18 protein-coding genes are annotated in these 15,096 nt (G+C 67.9%); 9 read left to right on the top strand and 9 right to left on the bottom strand.

Going from position 1 to position 15,096, the window contains the following annotated elements:
• Positions 1 to 43 precede the first annotated feature (43 nt).
• Positions 44 to 550 (top strand): GNAT family N-acetyltransferase, encoded by a 507-nt coding sequence (locus FDA38_RS22525; protein ID WP_137256060.1) that lies wholly within the window; start codon positions 44 to 46, stop codon positions 548 to 550.
• Positions 547 to 1,416: an SCO6745 family protein gene (locus FDA38_RS22520; protein ID WP_137256059.1), complete on the top strand. Its 870-nt coding sequence runs from the start codon at positions 547 to 549 to the stop codon at positions 1,414 to 1,416. The genes FDA38_RS22525 and FDA38_RS22520 overlap by 4 nt, the downstream gene beginning before the upstream one ends.
• On the opposite strand, the gene FDA38_RS22515 is transcribed toward FDA38_RS22520, so the two are convergent.
• Positions 1,400 to 1,993 carry a TetR/AcrR family transcriptional regulator gene (locus FDA38_RS22515; RefSeq protein WP_137256058.1) on the bottom strand — a complete coding sequence of 198 codons (594 nt, stop codon included), beginning with the start codon at positions 1,991 to 1,993 and terminating at the stop codon, positions 1,400 to 1,402. The two genes, FDA38_RS22520 and FDA38_RS22515, sit on opposite strands and share 17 nt — an antisense overlap.
• A gap of 99 nt (positions 1,994 to 2,092) precedes the next feature.
• On the opposite strand from FDA38_RS22515, the gene FDA38_RS22510 reads away from it, so the two are divergent.
• The gene (locus FDA38_RS22510) at positions 2,093 to 3,298 is read left to right on the top strand and encodes an FAD-dependent monooxygenase (protein WP_137256057.1); all 1,206 of its coding nucleotides are present in this window, start codon (positions 2,093 to 2,095) and stop codon (positions 3,296 to 3,298) included.
• Here the strand turns inward: FDA38_RS22510 and FDA38_RS22505 are convergent.
• Complete coding sequence (locus FDA38_RS22505; RefSeq protein ID WP_137256056.1) at positions 3,249 to 4,136, bottom strand: LysR family transcriptional regulator ArgP; 888 nt, start codon at positions 4,134 to 4,136, stop codon at positions 3,249 to 3,251. The two genes, FDA38_RS22510 and FDA38_RS22505, sit on opposite strands and share 50 nt — an antisense overlap.
• A gap of 73 nt (positions 4,137 to 4,209) precedes the next feature.
• On the opposite strand from FDA38_RS22505, the gene FDA38_RS22500 reads away from it, so the two are divergent.
• The 3 genes from FDA38_RS22500 to FDA38_RS22490 all read left to right on the top strand — a co-directional run bounded on the left by FDA38_RS22500 (position 4,210) and on the right by FDA38_RS22490 (position 6,800).
• Positions 4,210 to 4,806, top strand: coding sequence for a LysE/ArgO family amino acid transporter (locus FDA38_RS22500; RefSeq protein ID WP_137256055.1), 597 nt, complete (start codon positions 4,210 to 4,212; stop codon positions 4,804 to 4,806).
• Between the two features lie 121 nt (positions 4,807 to 4,927).
• The gene (locus FDA38_RS22495) at positions 4,928 to 5,890 is read left to right on the top strand and encodes an Abi family protein (RefSeq protein ID WP_170989837.1); all 963 of its coding nucleotides are present in this window, start codon (positions 4,928 to 4,930) and stop codon (positions 5,888 to 5,890) included.
• A 172-nt stretch (positions 5,891 to 6,062) separates the two neighbouring features.
• Complete coding sequence (locus FDA38_RS22490; protein ID WP_233714860.1) at positions 6,063 to 6,800, top strand: MBL fold metallo-hydrolase; 738 nt, start codon at positions 6,063 to 6,065, stop codon at positions 6,798 to 6,800.
• Here the strand turns inward: FDA38_RS22490 and FDA38_RS22485 are convergent.
• Entirely contained in the window at positions 6,797 to 7,708 is a 912-nt protein-coding gene (locus FDA38_RS22485; protein WP_137256053.1) for an SDR family oxidoreductase, read from the bottom strand. The genes FDA38_RS22490 and FDA38_RS22485 overlap by 4 nt on opposite strands.
• A 46-nt stretch (positions 7,709 to 7,754) precedes the next feature.
• Here FDA38_RS22485 and FDA38_RS22480 point away from each other — a divergent pair, with 46 nt between their 5' ends.
• Positions 7,755 to 8,447, top strand: coding sequence for a TetR/AcrR family transcriptional regulator C-terminal domain-containing protein (locus tag FDA38_RS22480; RefSeq protein ID WP_137256052.1), 693 nt, complete (start codon positions 7,755 to 7,757; stop codon positions 8,445 to 8,447).
• On the opposite strand, the gene FDA38_RS22475 is transcribed toward FDA38_RS22480, so the two are convergent.
• Complete coding sequence (locus tag FDA38_RS22475) at positions 8,369 to 9,298, bottom strand: DMT family transporter (RefSeq protein WP_137256051.1); 930 nt, start codon at positions 9,296 to 9,298, stop codon at positions 8,369 to 8,371. The genes FDA38_RS22480 and FDA38_RS22475 overlap by 79 nt on opposite strands.
• A 35-nt stretch (positions 9,299 to 9,333) precedes the next feature.
• Entirely contained in the window at positions 9,334 to 10,479 is a 1,146-nt protein-coding gene (locus FDA38_RS22470; protein WP_267901764.1) for an MFS transporter, read from the bottom strand.
• A gap of 159 nt (positions 10,480 to 10,638) precedes the next feature.
• Between FDA38_RS22470 and FDA38_RS22465 the strand changes: the two genes are divergently transcribed.
• Positions 10,639 to 11,514 carry a hypothetical protein gene (locus FDA38_RS22465; RefSeq protein ID WP_170989835.1) on the top strand — a complete coding sequence of 292 codons (876 nt, stop codon included), beginning with the start codon at positions 10,639 to 10,641 and terminating at the stop codon, positions 11,512 to 11,514.
• Here FDA38_RS22465 and FDA38_RS22460 read toward each other — a convergent pair.
• From FDA38_RS22460 to FDA38_RS22445, 4 genes are all read right to left on the bottom strand, one after another.
• Positions 11,501 to 11,905: a GNAT family N-acetyltransferase gene (locus FDA38_RS22460; RefSeq protein WP_233714858.1), complete on the bottom strand. Its 405-nt coding sequence runs from the start codon at positions 11,903 to 11,905 to the stop codon at positions 11,501 to 11,503. The genes FDA38_RS22465 and FDA38_RS22460 overlap by 14 nt on opposite strands.
• Positions 11,890 to 12,879 carry a pyridoxal-phosphate dependent enzyme gene (locus FDA38_RS22455; protein WP_233714857.1) on the bottom strand — a complete coding sequence of 330 codons (990 nt, stop codon included), beginning with the start codon at positions 12,877 to 12,879 and terminating at the stop codon, positions 11,890 to 11,892. The genes FDA38_RS22460 and FDA38_RS22455 overlap by 16 nt, the downstream gene beginning before the upstream one ends.
• Positions 12,880 to 12,882: 3 nt before the next feature.
• Entirely contained in the window at positions 12,883 to 13,239 is a 357-nt protein-coding gene (locus tag FDA38_RS22450; RefSeq protein ID WP_137256049.1) for a helix-turn-helix domain-containing protein, read from the bottom strand.
• Between the two features lie 89 nt (positions 13,240 to 13,328).
• Positions 13,329 to 14,480 carry a trans-sulfuration enzyme family protein gene (locus FDA38_RS22445; protein ID WP_137256048.1) on the bottom strand — a complete coding sequence of 384 codons (1,152 nt, stop codon included), beginning with the start codon at positions 14,478 to 14,480 and terminating at the stop codon, positions 13,329 to 13,331.
• 123 nt (positions 14,481 to 14,603) lie between these two features.
• Here FDA38_RS22445 and FDA38_RS22440 point away from each other — a divergent pair, with 123 nt between their 5' ends.
• The gene (locus tag FDA38_RS22440; protein ID WP_137256047.1) at positions 14,604 to 15,095 is read left to right on the top strand and encodes an Lrp/AsnC family transcriptional regulator; all 492 of its coding nucleotides are present in this window, start codon (positions 14,604 to 14,606) and stop codon (positions 15,093 to 15,095) included.
• Position 15,096 lies beyond the last annotated feature (1 nt).

Below are 15,096 nucleotides of genomic sequence, written 5' to 3'. Positions count from 1 at the left end.
TCTGCTTGGCATCCGGCGAACATCGGGTGATGCTTCTCCCACAATGACTGTGCAGATCAGGACCGCGACCGCCGCCGACTGGCCGGCCATCTGGCCGTTCTTCCACGAGATCGTGACCGCGCGCGAGACGTACACGTACGACCCGCACCTCACCGAGGAGGAGGCCCGGGCGATGTGGATGTCGCCGCTGGAGCTTCCGCTCGGCCGGACCACGGTCGCGGTCGATGCCGACGGCACCGTTCTCGGCAGCGCGAACATGTACCCGAACCGGCCCGGCCCCGGCGCGCACGTCGCCAGCGCGAGCTTCATGGTCGACGGCAAGGCCCGCGGCATGGGCGTCGGCCGGCTGCTGTGCGAGGACATGATCGCCTGGGCCGGAGAATCCGGCTTCCGCTCGATCCAGTTCAACGCCGTCGTCGAGACCAACGAACCCGCCGTACACCTCTGGCAGTCCCTCGGCTTCCGCATCGCCGGCACCGTTCCTGAAGCCTTCGACCACCCCACTCTCGGCTACGTCGGCCTACACGTCATGTACCGTCCGCTGCCATGAATCGTGCTCGCGGGATGTGGAAGGCGCTCGAGCCGTATCACGCGATTTCGTACTTCTCGCCGGAGACGCGGAAGGCGACTGATGCGCTCGGGTTGAAGGGCGGCTGGATGAGTTATTTCGGCTGCCGGGCGGCGCCGCTGGGCGCGGTCGGGCCGGGGCTCGTCGCCGCGATGTTCTACAACTTCCACCCGGCGATGGTCGCCCGCTCCCTCCCGGACGCGTGGACCTACGCAACCCCGGAACAGCTGCTCGACGCCCGCCTCACGGCTGTGGACAACGCCGTACGCCGGCTGTTCCCTGACGCGCCGCCATACCAAACCGTATGGTCTGGTGAGCCCGTGAAGCGCGCGGCCGAGCTGGCTCGGCGTGCGGCTGAACTCGCCCCGGTTGCCGGGCGACCGATCGCGGCTGCCAATGCCGCGCTGGAGTGGCCGGACGAGCCACACCTCGCGCTCTGGCACGCGACAACGATCCTGCGGGAGTCGCGCGGCGACGGACATGTCGCGGCGCTGGTCGCGGCCGAGCTCAGCCCATGTCAGGCACTGGTGACGATCTCCGCAGCGGGCGGCCCGGCCAAGGAGGTCTTCCAGCTCAACCGCCGGTGGAGCGACGAGGAGTGGGCCGCCGCATCGGACGATCTGCGCAGCCGCGGCCTGCTCGACGCCGAGGGCGCGCTGACCGACGCCGGGCGAGCGCTTCGACAGCAAGTCGAAGACACCACTGACGCACTGGCCGATCAGGGTTGGCGAGCGCTCGGCGACGAGCGCACCCGCGAGTTGCTCGACGTCGTACGGCCGATCAGCGCCGTACTGATGTCGGCCGGGCTGATCCCGGCCGACAACCCGATGGCTATGCGCTGGGACTGATCCGGTCCGCCAGCGTGCGGAGCGACTGAGCCAGCTCCTCACCAGTCGGCGCACTCTCCGGGTCGAACATGCTCTGCGCGACTACCCCGAGCAGCAGCGCCTGCAGGAGTGAGCCGATCGCCTGCACCTGCTCAGGATCCGCGTCGGGGTCGACCCCGCCGAACATCTGCGCCAGCCCTTCCCGCGCCTCACCCTGCATCTTCGTCAGCTCCGCCACGAGCTCAGGCATCGTCGCCCCCAGGCTCAGTACTTCGAACTGCGTCGCCCACAACGCCTTCAGACGCGGATTGGAGAGACTGTCGATGACCTGACCCCAGGTCGCGACGAACTGCTCCCGTGGTCCGGTCGAAACCGCCGCACGTTCATCACCGGCGCCGGCGACCTCCGTCGCCCATTCTTCGGTCAGCAACCCGCGCAACGCCTCGTTGAGCAGCGTCTCCTTGGAACCGAAGTGGTAACCGATCGCGGCCAGGCTCACCCCGGCCGCGGTCGCGATGTCGCGCGCCGTCGTCCGGCTGTAGCCCTTCTCCAGCAGACACGCCTTCGCGCCCTCGACCAGCGCCTCCCGATTACCCATGCCAGAACTCTAACACGCCTGTCTCACACAATCGTCTTGCACATTTGTCTAAGACCGTCGTACAGTCGTGGCACAGCAACTACTTCTGGAGGGGTTCCGATGACGACAGTTCTGATTTCCGGCGCGAGTGTGGCGGGTCCGGCCCTGGCGTACTGGCTGCAGCGGTACGGCTTCACCCCGACCGTGGTCGAGCGCGCTCCGGCGCCGCGCCCCGGCGGCTACGCGGTCGACTTCCGCGGCGCGTCGATGAAGGTGCTCGAGCGGATGGGCATCCTGGACGCGGTCGAGGCGAAGGCGACCCGGATGGGCGCGATGACGTACGTGAAGGAGTCCGGGAAGGTGGCCGCGACCACCTCGTCCGAGGCGTTCAGCGGCGAGCTCGAAATCCTCCGGGGCGACCTGGTCGACATCCTGTACACGCTGACGAAGGAGACGACGGAGTACCTGTTCGACGACTCGATCGTCTCGCTCGACCAGGACGCGGACGGCGTCGACGTGGTGTTCGAGAGCGGGCTGCGGCGGCGGTTCGACCTCGTCGTCGGCGCGGACGGGCTGCACTCGAACGTACGGCGGTTGGCGTTCGGCGCGGAGTCGTCGTACATCCACGACCTCGGGTACTACGCATCCGTCTGCACGGTCGAGAACCATCTCGGGCTGGACCACACCGGCCAGATCTTCAACGTGCCCGGCAAGACCGTCGGCACCTATAGCGCACGCGACAACACCGAGGCGAAGGCGCTGTTCTACTTCACCTCCTCGGATCTGACGTACGACCGGCGGAACGTGCCGTCGCAGAAGGCGATCGTCGAGGAGCAGTTCAAGGACCTCGGGTGGGAGGTGCCGACGCTGCTCGAGGGGATGCGGACCGCGCCGGACTTCTACTTCGACTCGATCAGCCAGATCAAGCTCGACAGCTACTCACGCGGCCGGATCGCGCTGGTCGGGGACGCGGGGTACTGCGCTTCACCGCTGTCCGGCATGGGCACGAGCCTGGCCGTCGTCGGCGCGTACGTGCTCGCCGGTGAGTTGCACGCGGCCGGCGGGGATCACGAGCAGGCGTTTGCGGCGTACGACGTACGGATGAAGGACTTCGTCGTGGCCTGTCAGAAGCAGGCGGTCGACGGGGCGATGTGGTTCATCCCGGCGAGCAAGTGGTTCATGAAGCTGCGCAACCTGACCTTCCGGATGATGCCGTACCTGCCGTGGCGGAACATGATCCGGGACATGTCGCTGAAGGTCGGCAACGCGATCGAGCTCACGATGTACGAAGACCTTCCTCAGCGGCCCGTAGCACCGCGTCGGTGAGTGCGTCGAGGACGCCGGACTCGAGCTTCCAGTGCTGCCAGTACAGCGGCACGTCAATGTACTTGCCTGGGGCAACTTCCACCAGGCGGCCGGCGGCGAGCTCGGATCCGGCGATCTGGTCCTCGATCATCCCCCAGCCGAGCCCGATCCGGACCGCCTCGTGGAACGGCGCGGAGGCGGGGATCGCGTGCGACGGCGGGTCCAGCTTCCGCCGGGTCACCTTGCGGAGCAGTCGATGCTGCAGCACGTCCTTCTCGTTGAAGACGACCATCGGGGCCTCGGCGAGTGCCTCCGGCAACGGCTTCCCGGTCAGCCAGCGTTCGGCGTACTCCGGGGTGGCGAGCGGGAGGTACCGCATCTTCCCGAGCGGTACGACGCGGCAGCCCTGCACCGGCCGGGGATCGGCGGTGACCGCGGCCAGCACCGTACCGTTGCGGAGGTACTCCGCCGAGTGCTCCTCGTCCTCCTGGTGCACCAGGAACCGGGCGTTGTGGGTCCGGGAGAGGTCGAGCATCGCGGGCAGGAACCAGTTGTTGAGCGAGTCCGCGTTCACCGCGAGCGGGATCCGCTGCGCGTCGACCGTACCGCGGACGGCGGCGATCGCCTCGAGCTCGAGCAGGGACACCTGGCGGGCCAGCCGGAGCAGCGCCTCACCCGCCGCGGTCGCCCGGGCCGGCTTCCCGCGCATCACCACGACCTGACCGAGACGACTCTCCAACGCCTTGATTCGTTGGCTGATCGCCGACGGCGTGACCCGCAACCGTCGCGCCGCCGCGTCGAAGCTGCCTTCGTCGACGACGGCCACGAACGTCTCGAGCTGCACGGAGTCGAACTGCATGATGAAGCAATCCTAATGCTGCATCAGAATCTTTAGCTGGTTTGAAGCCGCCGAACTGCCTACCGTCGAAGACATGCCCCTCTTCGCCGGATTCGCCACGTCGATTTCCCTGATCGTCGCGATCGGCGCCCAGAACGCTTTCGTACTCCGCCAAGGCTTGCGCCGCGAACACGTCCTCCCGGTGGTCCTGACCTGCGCACTCTCCGACGCACTCCTGATCTCCAGCGGCATCCTCGGCCTCGGCGCCCTCCTCACCCGCAGCCAACTCGCCCTCGACATCGCGAAGTTCGGCGGCGCCGCCTTCCTCTACACGTACGCCGCCCTCGCCGCGAAGCGTGCCTTCAACCCCGGCGCCATCACCCCCGCCGACCACGCCCCCGCCGCCCTCCGCAGCGTCGTCCTCACCTGCCTGGGCTTCACGTACCTCAACCCCCACGTCTACCTCGACACCGTCGTCCTCCTCGGCTCCCTCGCCAACCAACGAGGCACCAACGGCCGCTGGCTCTACGGCCTAGGAGCAGTAGCCGCCAGCTTCATCTGGTTCTTCGCCCTAGGCTTCTTCTCCAGCAAACTCACAAAAGTCTTCGCCCGCCCCCGAGCCTGGCAATTCCTGGACTCCGCCATAGCCGTAATCATGGCCAGCCTGGCCACCTGGATGCTGCTTCCCTGATATCCACAGGCAGGGCGTTCTCGCGGCAACCGGAGCGGTCCCGGGTGTATCCTTTCAGCAACACGGCCAGCCCCTCTGCCCCTCAGGGCACGGGCTGGTTTTCTTTTCCTGGGGGACTTCCGTGACTGTCTACTTCAAGCCGCACCTCACCTTCGCCGACCAGGTCGGACTGCTGAAGAGCAGGGGCCTGATCATCGACGACGAGGCCGAGGCGGAGCGTCTGCTGAGTGTGATCGGCTACTACCGCCTGAGCGGCTATTGGTACTCCTTCCGCCGTCCGCTCAACAGCGTTCTCCGCGACGACAACTTCCTCGAAGGCACCACCTTCAGGCAGGTCGTTCAGCTCTACGACGTGGATCGCCGACTGAAACTGCAGTTGCTCGATGCGCTGGAACGCATCGAGATCGCGCTTCGGGTCATGATCGGCTTCACCCTCGGGCGACGCGGCGCGTATGCCCATCTCGACGCCTCGAACCTGGATGGCCGGTTCAGGCGATCAGACGGCAGGCGGCCCAGCACGTACGACCGGTGGCTGCACAAGGTCCTGGCCGCGCAAACCAGATCGTCCGAGGACTTCGTCCTGCACTTCCAGCAGAAGTACGACGGTCGCCTGCCGGTCTGGGTGATGACCGAGATCCTCGACTTCGGCGCGCTGAGCTACCTGTTCCAGGGACTGCAGTTCGCGGATCGCAACGAGATCGCGGCCAGGTTGGGCGTTCTCGACCGGCGGGGCGACGGCAACGGAGCCGCATTGGCCAACTGGCTTCGCGTGCTCAACTACGTCCGCAACGTCTGCGCTCATCACTCTCGGCTCTGGAATCGCAATCTCGCCGATCAGCTCGCGCCGAGCCACCTGCGGTCGATCCCAGATCTGCGCCATCTCACCGATCGTCGGGTATCGCATTTCCGGATTTACTCGACGTTGTGCGTCGTCGGATTCCTGCTCTCCCGCCTCGGACATGGGTCGCACTGGGCGCAGCACATCCGTGACTTACTCAGCGCGGAGATCCCAGCCTGCGGACGCGAGCTTCGTGAGTTGGGGTTCCCCGCCGGATGGGCTGCCGAGCGGCCGTGGGTCGACTGACCAGGAGGTATTGATGGACGTGACGGTGTTGTGTGATGCGGTGGCGGTTTTTCCGGAGGGAGTTTCGGAGGCCTTGGCTGGTTGGGGTTCTGGGCAGGCGGCTTGGACCGGGGATGTTATGCCGGGGAACGTTCGGGGGGAGGGGTGGTTGTTGCATTTTCATAGTTATTTGGTGAGTTCGGGTGATGGCTTGGTGTTGGTGGATGCGGGGGTTGGGCCGGCGGGTGGGGAGGCGGCGGAGTGGTTGGGGGTGGCTGGGCGGTTGCCGGGGTTGTTGGGGCGGGTGGGGGTTGACGTGGCGGATGTGGATGCGGTCGTGTTGACGCATGTGCATCTAGATCATGTGGGGTGGGCTTCGGACGGTGTGCGGCCGTTGTTTCCGCGGGCCGAGTATGTCGTGCAGCGGGACGAGGTGGAGCATGTGCGCGGCGGGGCGACGTACTCGAGCAGGATCCGGCCGATTGAGGACGCCGGGCAGTTGCGGGTGGTGGAGGGGGAGACGGCGCTGCGGGGGATGCGGTTGGTGCCAACGCCGGGGCATACGCCCGGGCATCAGGCGGTGGTGACGGAGCGGGCGATCCTGGGTGGGGACGTGCTGGTGCATCCGGCGCAGGCTCGGTGGCCTGAGCTGACGTATGTGTATGAGCGCGACCCCGCGACCGCCGTCACGTCGCGGCGGGAGGTGCTGGCGATGGCGGCCGCGATGGGCGTGCCGATCGCCGCCGCACACCCGAGCAACGCCCTGCGACCAGGTGCCCCGCCCGGCGCCGACCGCACGCAGGGCGCGGGCGGCACGCAGGGCGCGGGCGGCACGCCAGGCGCCGGCGGCACGCAGCTCCGGCCGGTCGACGTCACGCCGGTGGAGGGACCGGGCAGCGGCGGCGACGTCTGCCCGCCGTACAAGCTTTAGCGGTAGCCCGTGGTGTCAGCCGGTTTGCCGGCGCTTTCTACCTCGACGATGTAGCGCCAGGCGTCGGGTTGGCTGCCGTCTAGGTCGCTGAAGCCGTAGAGCTGGGCGAGTTCGCCGCTCGACGTCGACTTGCCGTTCCAGCGCCGTACGTCGGGATCCGCCGCGAGCGCCGCCACCGCACGTCCGACGTACGACGGGCTCTCGGAGATCGCGAAGTGCGGGACCTTCTCGGTCGCGTCCCGCCAGTTCTCCTCGCGTACGCCGAACCCGTCGAGCATCGCCTCCGACCGCAACCACCCCGGCGTGAGCAGTACGGCGGCCGCGTCGTACTGCTTCAACTCGTGCGCCAGCGCGAACGCCATCCGGCTGACCGCGCCCTTCGCGACGTCGTAGAAGAACGAGACGCGATAGTTCGACGCGTTGTAGTCGTTCGTGCCATCCGTCATCTCGACCACGAGCCCGCCGGGTGTCTTGATCAGCAACGGCAGCGCGAAGTGGCTGGTGATCGCGTGCGTGTTGACCCCTAGCTCCAGCAACCGCAGACCGGGCTCGAGCGAGCTCTCCCACACGGTCTTGTCCCAGTCGGGCTCGCCGTGCTGACCCCAGATGTCGTTCACCAGGATGTGCAGCGCACCCTGCTCGGCCTCGATCCGCTCGACCAACGCACGCACCTGCGAAGGATCGAGATGATCCGTCGGTACGGCGATCCCGCGCCCGCCGGCCTTGTCGACGAGCTCGGCCGTCTCCTCGATCGTCTCCGGCCGAGCCATCTCCGACTGCCGGCTCCGGGTGCTCCGGCCGGTCACGTACACAGTCGCGCCGGCCGCGCCGAGCTCGACCGCGATCCCCCGCCCGGCCGCTCGGGTCGCCCCGGCGACCAACGCCACCTTCCCCGCCAACGACTTCATCGGTCCTCCTTATCCATACACTGTACGATTATGTACCATACGACGTATGGTTAACGTCGGCAAGCGCTCCGGGCGGCCCCGCGCCGGGGAGGAGCGGCTGAGCCGGGAGACGATCCTGACCGCGGCGCTGCGGATCGTCGACGACGAGGGCATCGACGCGCTGACCATGCGGCGCCTCGCGGCAACGCTGCAGGTCAACCCGATGTCGCTGTACCACCACCTGCCGAACAAGGCTGCCGTACTGGCCGGCCTCGCTGAGCTCGTGTTCGCCGGGCTCGAGCTGCCCGACCCCGGCGATGCTGTCCCCTGGGACGAGCAGCTCAAGGAGGCTGCCCATGCCTACCGCAACGGTCTCCGCCAGCACCCGAATCTGGCGCTCCAGGTGCTCTCCGACACGTCAGCCGTGTCGGACGTCGTCGTGGTCACGATGGAGCCGTTCTACCGCGCACTCGACCGAGCCGGGCTGACACCGCGTCAGATCTTCGAGGCCGCCAACACGCTGATCGATTTCATCCACGGGTTCAGCCTCGGCGAGGCGTCCGTGCGGGCCGAGACGTTCGAGCTGGCGCCCGACCTACTCACCCGCGTACGCGCTCTGCCGGCGGACAAGGCGCCAACACTGACAAAGATCGTCAATGGGCTCGGCGCCGAGGGCCTGGCCTACGACTTCGACGACGGGTTCGAGTCCGGGCTCTCCACGCTGACCGCGGGAATCGCAGCCACCGCCCGCCGCCGGTAGCGCGAGATCGCGACGCCCACGAGGCACAGCGCGCCACCTCCGTACGCGACCGGCGCCGGGCTCTCACCGAGCAGCAGCCAGCCGAGGAAGATCGTGATCGGCGGGACCAGGTACGTCGTCGCGCCCATCCGGCCGGCCGTCGTACGGGCCAACGCGTAAGCCCAGGTGGTGAAGGCGATCGCGGTCGGGAACGCGCCGAGGAACACAACCCACCAGATCGTCGACGCTCGTGCGTCACCCACTTCGTGAACCAGCGTCGGCCCGAACGGCAGACACGCGACCGCACCGATCACGCACGACAACCACGTCACCTCGAGCGCAGGCAGCCGGGCGAGCAACGGCTTCTGCGAGACGACACCGATCGCGTACGCCGCCGCGGCCACCAGACACAGCACCACACCCCACGTCTCGGCGCTGCCGTTGGACGACGACAGCCCGATCAGAACGACCCCGCCGAAGGCGACAACGCTCCCCATCACCAACTGACGCGGGAAACCCTCATGCAGCAGGACACCCGCCAGCAAGGCGATCAGCAACGGGCCGATGTTGACGAGCATCGCCGTCGTACCGGCGTCGAGGTGGTGCTCGGCCTCGTTCAGCGCGAGGTTGTAGACGCCGAACCAGAGCAGACCGCAGGCCAGCAGAAACTTCCAGTCACCGCGAGCCGGCCAACGCCGCGGCCGCGCGAACACGAAGATCCCGAGCAGCACACTGCCGACGAGCAACCTCCCGAGCGACAGCGCACCGGCCGAGATCTCCTGACCGACATGGCGGATGGCAACGAACGCCGACGCCCACAGCACCACCGTGACCGCGGCCGCACCGGCGGCCAGCACACCCTGCTTGTTCATACTCTTACAACGCCGTCGACGGTCATGGTGTGAGGCTAGGTGTCGGACGCTTCGGCGGCCACCGAACTACGCGGATCCGGCAGCGCGAACGGTACGACGAACGCGGTGATCAGCACCGGGATCGTCAGCCCCGCGACCAGCACCGACATCGTGAACCAGAGCGACCCGAGCGCGAACCCGCCGTACACCGCGATCGCGAAGACCTCGGCGAAGAAGCCCGACACCGAGGTCACGGTCGCCCGCGCCCGGCCGGTGATCGCGTCCTGCAGCCGCGACTCCGACACCACGATCACCAGCTGCATCAGCCCGTAGCCGAGCGCGATCGGCAGGAATCCCCACGCCGACCCGCTCAACGCCCCGGTCGCGATCAGCAGCGCCGTCGCCCCGAGTCCCACCGCAAAGATTGCCGCAGGCAACTTGTACGCCGGTCCCGCGAGCGCGCTGCCGATCGCCTGCGCTGCAACGGTCCCCGCGATCAGCAGCGGGATCACACCCGTCGTCGCACCGGTCTCCCGGGCGAGCAGCGGAAAGTACTCGTCGAATGCCAGGAACCCGCCCAGCAGCGCGACCAACGCCACCGCCCGGCGCACCGACCGGCTGACCAGCACCTCGGTGACACCTGATCGGAGCATGCGGAGGTAATCGGCGAAGGCCGCTCGGGTGCCGGATTCCTCCGCCTCGCGAGCGGTCTCGACGGCTCGCGCTTCGGGGAGCGTCCACGCAACGACCGCCTGCAGCAGGCCGCTCAGAATGCTGACGATGCCGGCCAGCGTGTAGCCGCCGAGCGCGAACAGCGGTGTGGCAAGCGCGGTCGCCGCCAGGTTCGTGACGAACGAGGCGGAGCGCGCGCGTCCGAGGACGGTCGCATAGTCGGCGGTCCGGTCGCGCGCGGCAAGTTCGTCGTACACGAACGCCTCGTACGTGCCGGAGATCAGCGCGGACGAGATACCCCAGAGGACGAAGCCCAGCGCGAAGCCGGCGAAGGTGGGGAGCGTGATCCACGCGGCGTACCCGACTGCGCTGATCAGGGCGCCGAGGATCAGCAGTTTGCGCCGGGAATACGTGTCCGCCCAGGCGCCCGACGGCACCTCGAGGACGAACGCGGTCGCCGACCAGATGACGAACAGCGTCGAGATCTGGGCAGCCGACAATCCGTGATCGGCGAACAGCAGCTGGTACAGCGGGTAGAGCGGGATGAAGTCGTGGAACGCCTCGAAGGCAATAACCCGGGCGAACAGACTCTTGTCAGTGCGTCAAAGATGCGGGCTCGGCAGTCTCATGCATCGAAGATACGCGAAAATGGCGCGCGAAACCGCTGGAATATCCGTCAGAGTGGGGCGATGGAACAGGTCAGCGAACGGTTCTGGGCGAAGCTGCCGGAGGGTAGCCGCGATGCGCTCGTGGACGGATTGAGCCAGTCAGAGCTGCAGTCGGTGCTGCTCGACGTGACCCGGGAGCGGGCTGGCAAGGTGACGCCGGCTCGGCTGTTGCAGCGCTGGCAGCAGGACCGGTTCGTGCGCCCGTCGACGATCGATCCGCGCGAGCTGGTGAACACCCAGCAGCGGTTGTGGGCTGCATTGCCGGAGAAGTTCGACGGCGTCCAGCTGTCACCGGTGACTCCGCTCGGCACGTGCTCCGCGATCGCGACGATCAACCAGCACCAGGTGGTCAGCACGATCCGCGGTACGGAGGTCGCCAGCGATCCCACCAACGAGCTGGCGATCGAGGCCGCCGTACGCCGTCGTGCCGGGCAGGAGCGGGTGCACCTGGCGACCTGTCAGCGAGTGGTACGGGCGCAGCCGTTCGACGGGCCCGGGATGTCGGCGCATTTCGAGCTGTTCGTGCTGGTGTCGAGCGCGCGTGACACCGGCTCGTGCCGGACCGAGGCCGAACTGCTGATCGATCATTTGAGCTTCTGGCACGACGTACTGGGTGAGAAGGCCGAGCTCAGCTTCACCGCATTCAAGGAGTCTGCGTTGCGGGACCGGATCGAGGACACGGTCCGTCCGGCGCTGGGAGTGGCGTTCACCGAGGACACCGAGCGGACCAAGAGCGAGGCGTACTACGCCGGCACGGCGCTCGGCATCGATCGCGACGGCGAAGGGCTTGGCGACGGCGGCTTCACCACGTGGACCGCGGACCTGCTCGGCGACGCGAAGGAACGTTGCCTGACGTCCTGCATCTCCACTGAACGCCTCACCGTCATCGGAGCTTGAGCAGCCCCGCATCAGTCGGCCGGAAGCCGCACGCATCCAGGTAGAACGCCTTCAGATGCGGCTCAAAGTCGACATGGAGCCATTCACACCCGGCGTTCCGAGCCTCGTCGGCGGCCGTCAGCACCAACTGCTTGCCGATACCTCGCCGGCCATGGTCGGGATGCACGGCGGTATCAAGCACGAACGCGTGCGCCCCGCCGTCCCAGCACACCTGCACAAACCCGACCAGCCGATCGTTGCTAAAGGCACCGACCCAGGTCAGCGCCCACCGCTCCAACCGCTCACCCCACGCGCTGACCTCGAGCTCGCTCTCGAACGCGGCAGCATGCAGCTCGGACAACTCACGGTCGTCCACCGGGAAGCGCACGACATAGCTCAGGTTGGTATCCACGCCTCAGTGCTTATCAGCACAACCGTGCTGTCCTCCATCAGATTTAGCCGGTCGCGTGCCGCGCGCACGCCGGCGAGGGCCGCCGCGCCGCTCGGTCCGGAGGAGATTCCGGCTGCGCGAAGGTCATCCACAGCCTGCAGCGCGGCGTCGTCCTCGACCGTGACCGAGTAGTCCAGGCCTGACCGCAGAACGGGCCACGCCAGCGACGACGGCGTACCGCAGTTCAGGCCGGCCATGACGGTCTTGCTGGTCGGGATCGTGAGCAGCTCGCCCGCGAGAAGGCTGGTGGTGACGCAGGACGCGCTGGCCGGCTCGACGCCGAGGAGGGCTGGAGTCACCGCCCCACTCCGGTAGTGGGTCACGGCTGCCTGCGCCGCCGAGCCCACGCCCATCGGGACAACCACCAGGTCAGGCTCTACGTCGATCTCGCGGAACAGCGTCGAATATCCGTCCACGATGTACTGCGGAATGACCTCGTACCCGGGCCACGCGGAGTCCTGGATCAACAGCCGATCCTCCCCCGCGTACGACGCAGCCTCCGCGACCGCAGCGTCGTACGAATCCGGTACGACGGTCACCCCCGCGCCCTCCGACCGGATCGCGTCCACGGAGGCATCGCTCACGACATCCGGGACGAAGACGTGCGCCGCCAGCCCGAGCATCGCGGCCCGGCGAGCCACCGCACGACCATGGTTGCCGTCGGTCGCGGTGACCAGCTCAGTCGCGCCCGGGTAGTCCTGCACCGCACGGTGGATCGCCCACCACGCACCCAGCGCCTTGAACGCGGGCAGCCCGAGCCGCTGCGACTCGTCCTTCACCAGCACCTGACCGACCCCCAGCTCGGCGGCGAGTGCCGGGACAGGGGTCAGCAGGGTCGGACGGTACGACGGGAGACTCTGGTGGAACGACAACACCTCGGCCGGCGCCGGCGACGTACGCCAGGACCTTGCGGCCAGGTTCTCGTACCAGTGCACCAGCTAGGCGACCAGTGCGAACGCCTGAGCCGTCGCGGAGTACGTCCGTGGGCCAGAGGGAATCCGGTGCGCGGCGCGGTCCTCGACCCGGATCGCGGCGGTCTGCAGCCGGACCGGCAGCGTGGACCGTACGGCGGTGGCCAGGTCGAACTGCACCTCGGCCAGCAGGTCGGACAGCTCCAGCTCGAGCGCGCGGCAGATCGCGGCGAGGATCTCCGAGGACGGCTCCTTGCGGCCGCGCTCGATCTCGGACAGGTACGGCACCGACACCTGAGCCAGCTCGGCGAGCTCGCGCAGGGTGATCCCCCGCTCGCGCCGCAAGCGGCGGAAGACGTTCCCGATCACCTGGCGTAGCAACACGTCTGGTCCTCCTCGCCTCATGTCCTACCCCGAGTGTGCCATCTCCAGCAGGTCGGCCGTACGAAGATCTGCCCTGAGCAGATTCTTGCTCACCTGTTGAGCGCCTGCTGGAGGTCGGCGGTCAGGTCCTCGGGGTCCTCCAGGCCGAGGCTGAGGCGGAGCAGACCGTCCGACGGCTTCGCCTCGGCAGCCACCAGGCGATGCGTGAGCGCTGCGGGGTGCTGGATGAGCGTGTCCACACCGCCCAGGGACACGGCGTGAGTGATGAGCTGCAAACGGTTGGCCACTCGGGATGCGGCCTCGAATCCGCCGGTCAGGGTGAAGGCGAGGACAGCGCCAGGACCGGACTGCTGACGTCCGATCAAGCCTTGGGGGTCGTTGAGGCCCGGATAGTAGACCTGCTCGACCATCGGCTGCGCGGACAGCCAGTCGGCGACCTTGATGGCGGTCGCCTGCTGCGCCCGTACCCGAACCGGCAACGTCTGCAGTCCCCTGTGCAGTTCGTACGCCGCCAACGGATGCAGCAGGCCACCTGTCACAGCGCGGATCTGCCGGAGCCGGCCGACCCACTCCACGCCGGCCGCGACGACGCCACCCATAACGTCACCATGACCGCCGAGGTACTTGGTTGCCGAGTGCAACACCAGGCCCGCCCCGTACCGGGCCGGCTGCTGCAGGACCGGCGTCGCGAAGGTGTTGTCCACCAGCACGGGTACGTCGCCGGCCGCAGAGGCGACGGCCGCGATGTCGACGAGGGCCACCGTCGGGTTCGCCGGGGTCTCGACGATCACCAGCCCGGTCTCGGGGCGGATCGCTCCGGCGACTTCACTCGGCTGTGTGTAAGTCACGGTTGTCCCCAGGAGACCTGTGGATAACAAGTGGTCCGAGCCGCCATACAGCGGTCGTACGGCGACCACATGCGGACGGCCCGCAGCGACGCTGGCGAGCAGGCAGGCGGTGAGCGCGGCCATGCCCGAGCCGAACGCGACGGCGCCGTCGGTGTGCTCGAGCTCGGCCAGCGCGTCCTCGAAGCGGGCGACGGTCGGGTTCCACAGGCGCTGGTAGACGAGGCTGCCGCCGTCCGGACCGCGGCCCTCGGCGAGCGCGTCGTACGACGCTCCGCCTGCGCTCACATCGGGGAGCGGATAGGTGGTGGACAGGTCGATCGGCGGGACGTGGACGCCGAGCGCGGCCAGGTCGTCGCGACCGGCGTGGACCGAACGGGTGTCGAGCTGGGTCATGGCTGCCTCCTCACCCGTGAGCTTGGAATCTTCTGCGAGATTGGCGCAATAGTTCCGAAGAAAATTCGTCCACAGGGTCATCCACACGCTGTGGATTCTGTGGACGGGCTCTAGAGTGAGGGCATGCCGAAGGAACGTCGGAGCCCTGGACCGGCTCCGCGGCCGGCGCCCGGTGGCCTCGACGAGGTCGATCGGAAGCTGGTGCAACTGCTGACCGCCGACGGGCGGATGGCCAACAACGCGCTCGCCGAGGCGACCGGGATCGCGCCGTCGACGTGTCTCACGCGGGTGCGGTCACTGCGTGAGCGTGGGGTGATCCGCGGCTTCCATGCCGACGTGGATCTGGGCGCGCTGGGTCAGCCGCTGCAGGCGCTGATCGCGATCCGCATCGGCGCGCACTCGCGTGACGAGATCGACCGCTTCCGCGCGAAGGTCCCGAGGCTGCCGGGCGTGCTCTCACTGTTCCACGTCAGCGGAGCGAACGACTATCTACTGCACGTCAGTGCAGCCACCCCGGATGCACTCCGGGAGTTCGTGCTAGATCACCTGACGGCTGATCCGGCCGTCAGCCACGCGGAGACCAGCCTGATCTTCGAGCACATCCGGGGAAGCTGAG

This window comes from Kribbella jiaozuonensis (genome assembly GCF_005233875.1).
In the GTDB taxonomy this organism is placed as follows: Bacteria; Actinomycetota; Actinomycetes; order Propionibacteriales; family Kribbellaceae; genus Kribbella; species Kribbella jiaozuonensis.
This window is presented reverse-complemented; position numbering and strand designations above follow the sequence as displayed.

Bases quoted from the DNA above. Each gene is read 5' to 3' on its own strand.
- FDA38_RS22525 (WP_137256060.1), top strand. From the start codon at position 44: ATGACTGTGCAGATCAGGACCGCGACCGCCGCCGACTGGCCGGCCATC.
- FDA38_RS22520 (WP_137256059.1), top strand. From the start codon at position 547: ATGAATCGTGCTCGCGGGATGTGGAAGGCGCTCGAGCCGTATCACGCG.
- FDA38_RS22515 (WP_137256058.1), bottom strand. From the start codon at position 1,993: ATGGGTAATCGGGAGGCGCTGGTCGAGGGCGCGAAGGCGTGTCTGCTG.
- FDA38_RS22510 (WP_137256057.1), top strand. From the start codon at position 2,093: ATGACGACAGTTCTGATTTCCGGCGCGAGTGTGGCGGGTCCGGCCCTG.
- FDA38_RS22505 (WP_137256056.1), bottom strand. From the start codon at position 4,136: ATGCAGTTCGACTCCGTGCAGCTCGAGACGTTCGTGGCCGTCGTCGAC.
- FDA38_RS22500 (WP_137256055.1), top strand. From the start codon at position 4,210: ATGCCCCTCTTCGCCGGATTCGCCACGTCGATTTCCCTGATCGTCGCG.
- FDA38_RS22485 (WP_137256053.1), bottom strand. From the start codon at position 7,708: ATGAAGTCGTTGGCGGGGAAGGTGGCGTTGGTCGCCGGGGCGACCCGA.
- FDA38_RS22480 (WP_137256052.1), top strand. From the start codon at position 7,755: ATGGTTAACGTCGGCAAGCGCTCCGGGCGGCCCCGCGCCGGGGAGGAG.
- FDA38_RS22475 (WP_137256051.1), bottom strand. From the start codon at position 9,298: ATGAACAAGCAGGGTGTGCTGGCCGCCGGTGCGGCCGCGGTCACGGTG.
- FDA38_RS22465 (WP_170989835.1), top strand. From the start codon at position 10,639: ATGGAACAGGTCAGCGAACGGTTCTGGGCGAAGCTGCCGGAGGGTAGC.
- FDA38_RS22445 (WP_137256048.1), bottom strand. From the start codon at position 14,480: ATGACCCAGCTCGACACCCGTTCGGTCCACGCCGGTCGCGACGACCTG.
- FDA38_RS22440 (WP_137256047.1), top strand. From the start codon at position 14,604: ATGCCGAAGGAACGTCGGAGCCCTGGACCGGCTCCGCGGCCGGCGCCC.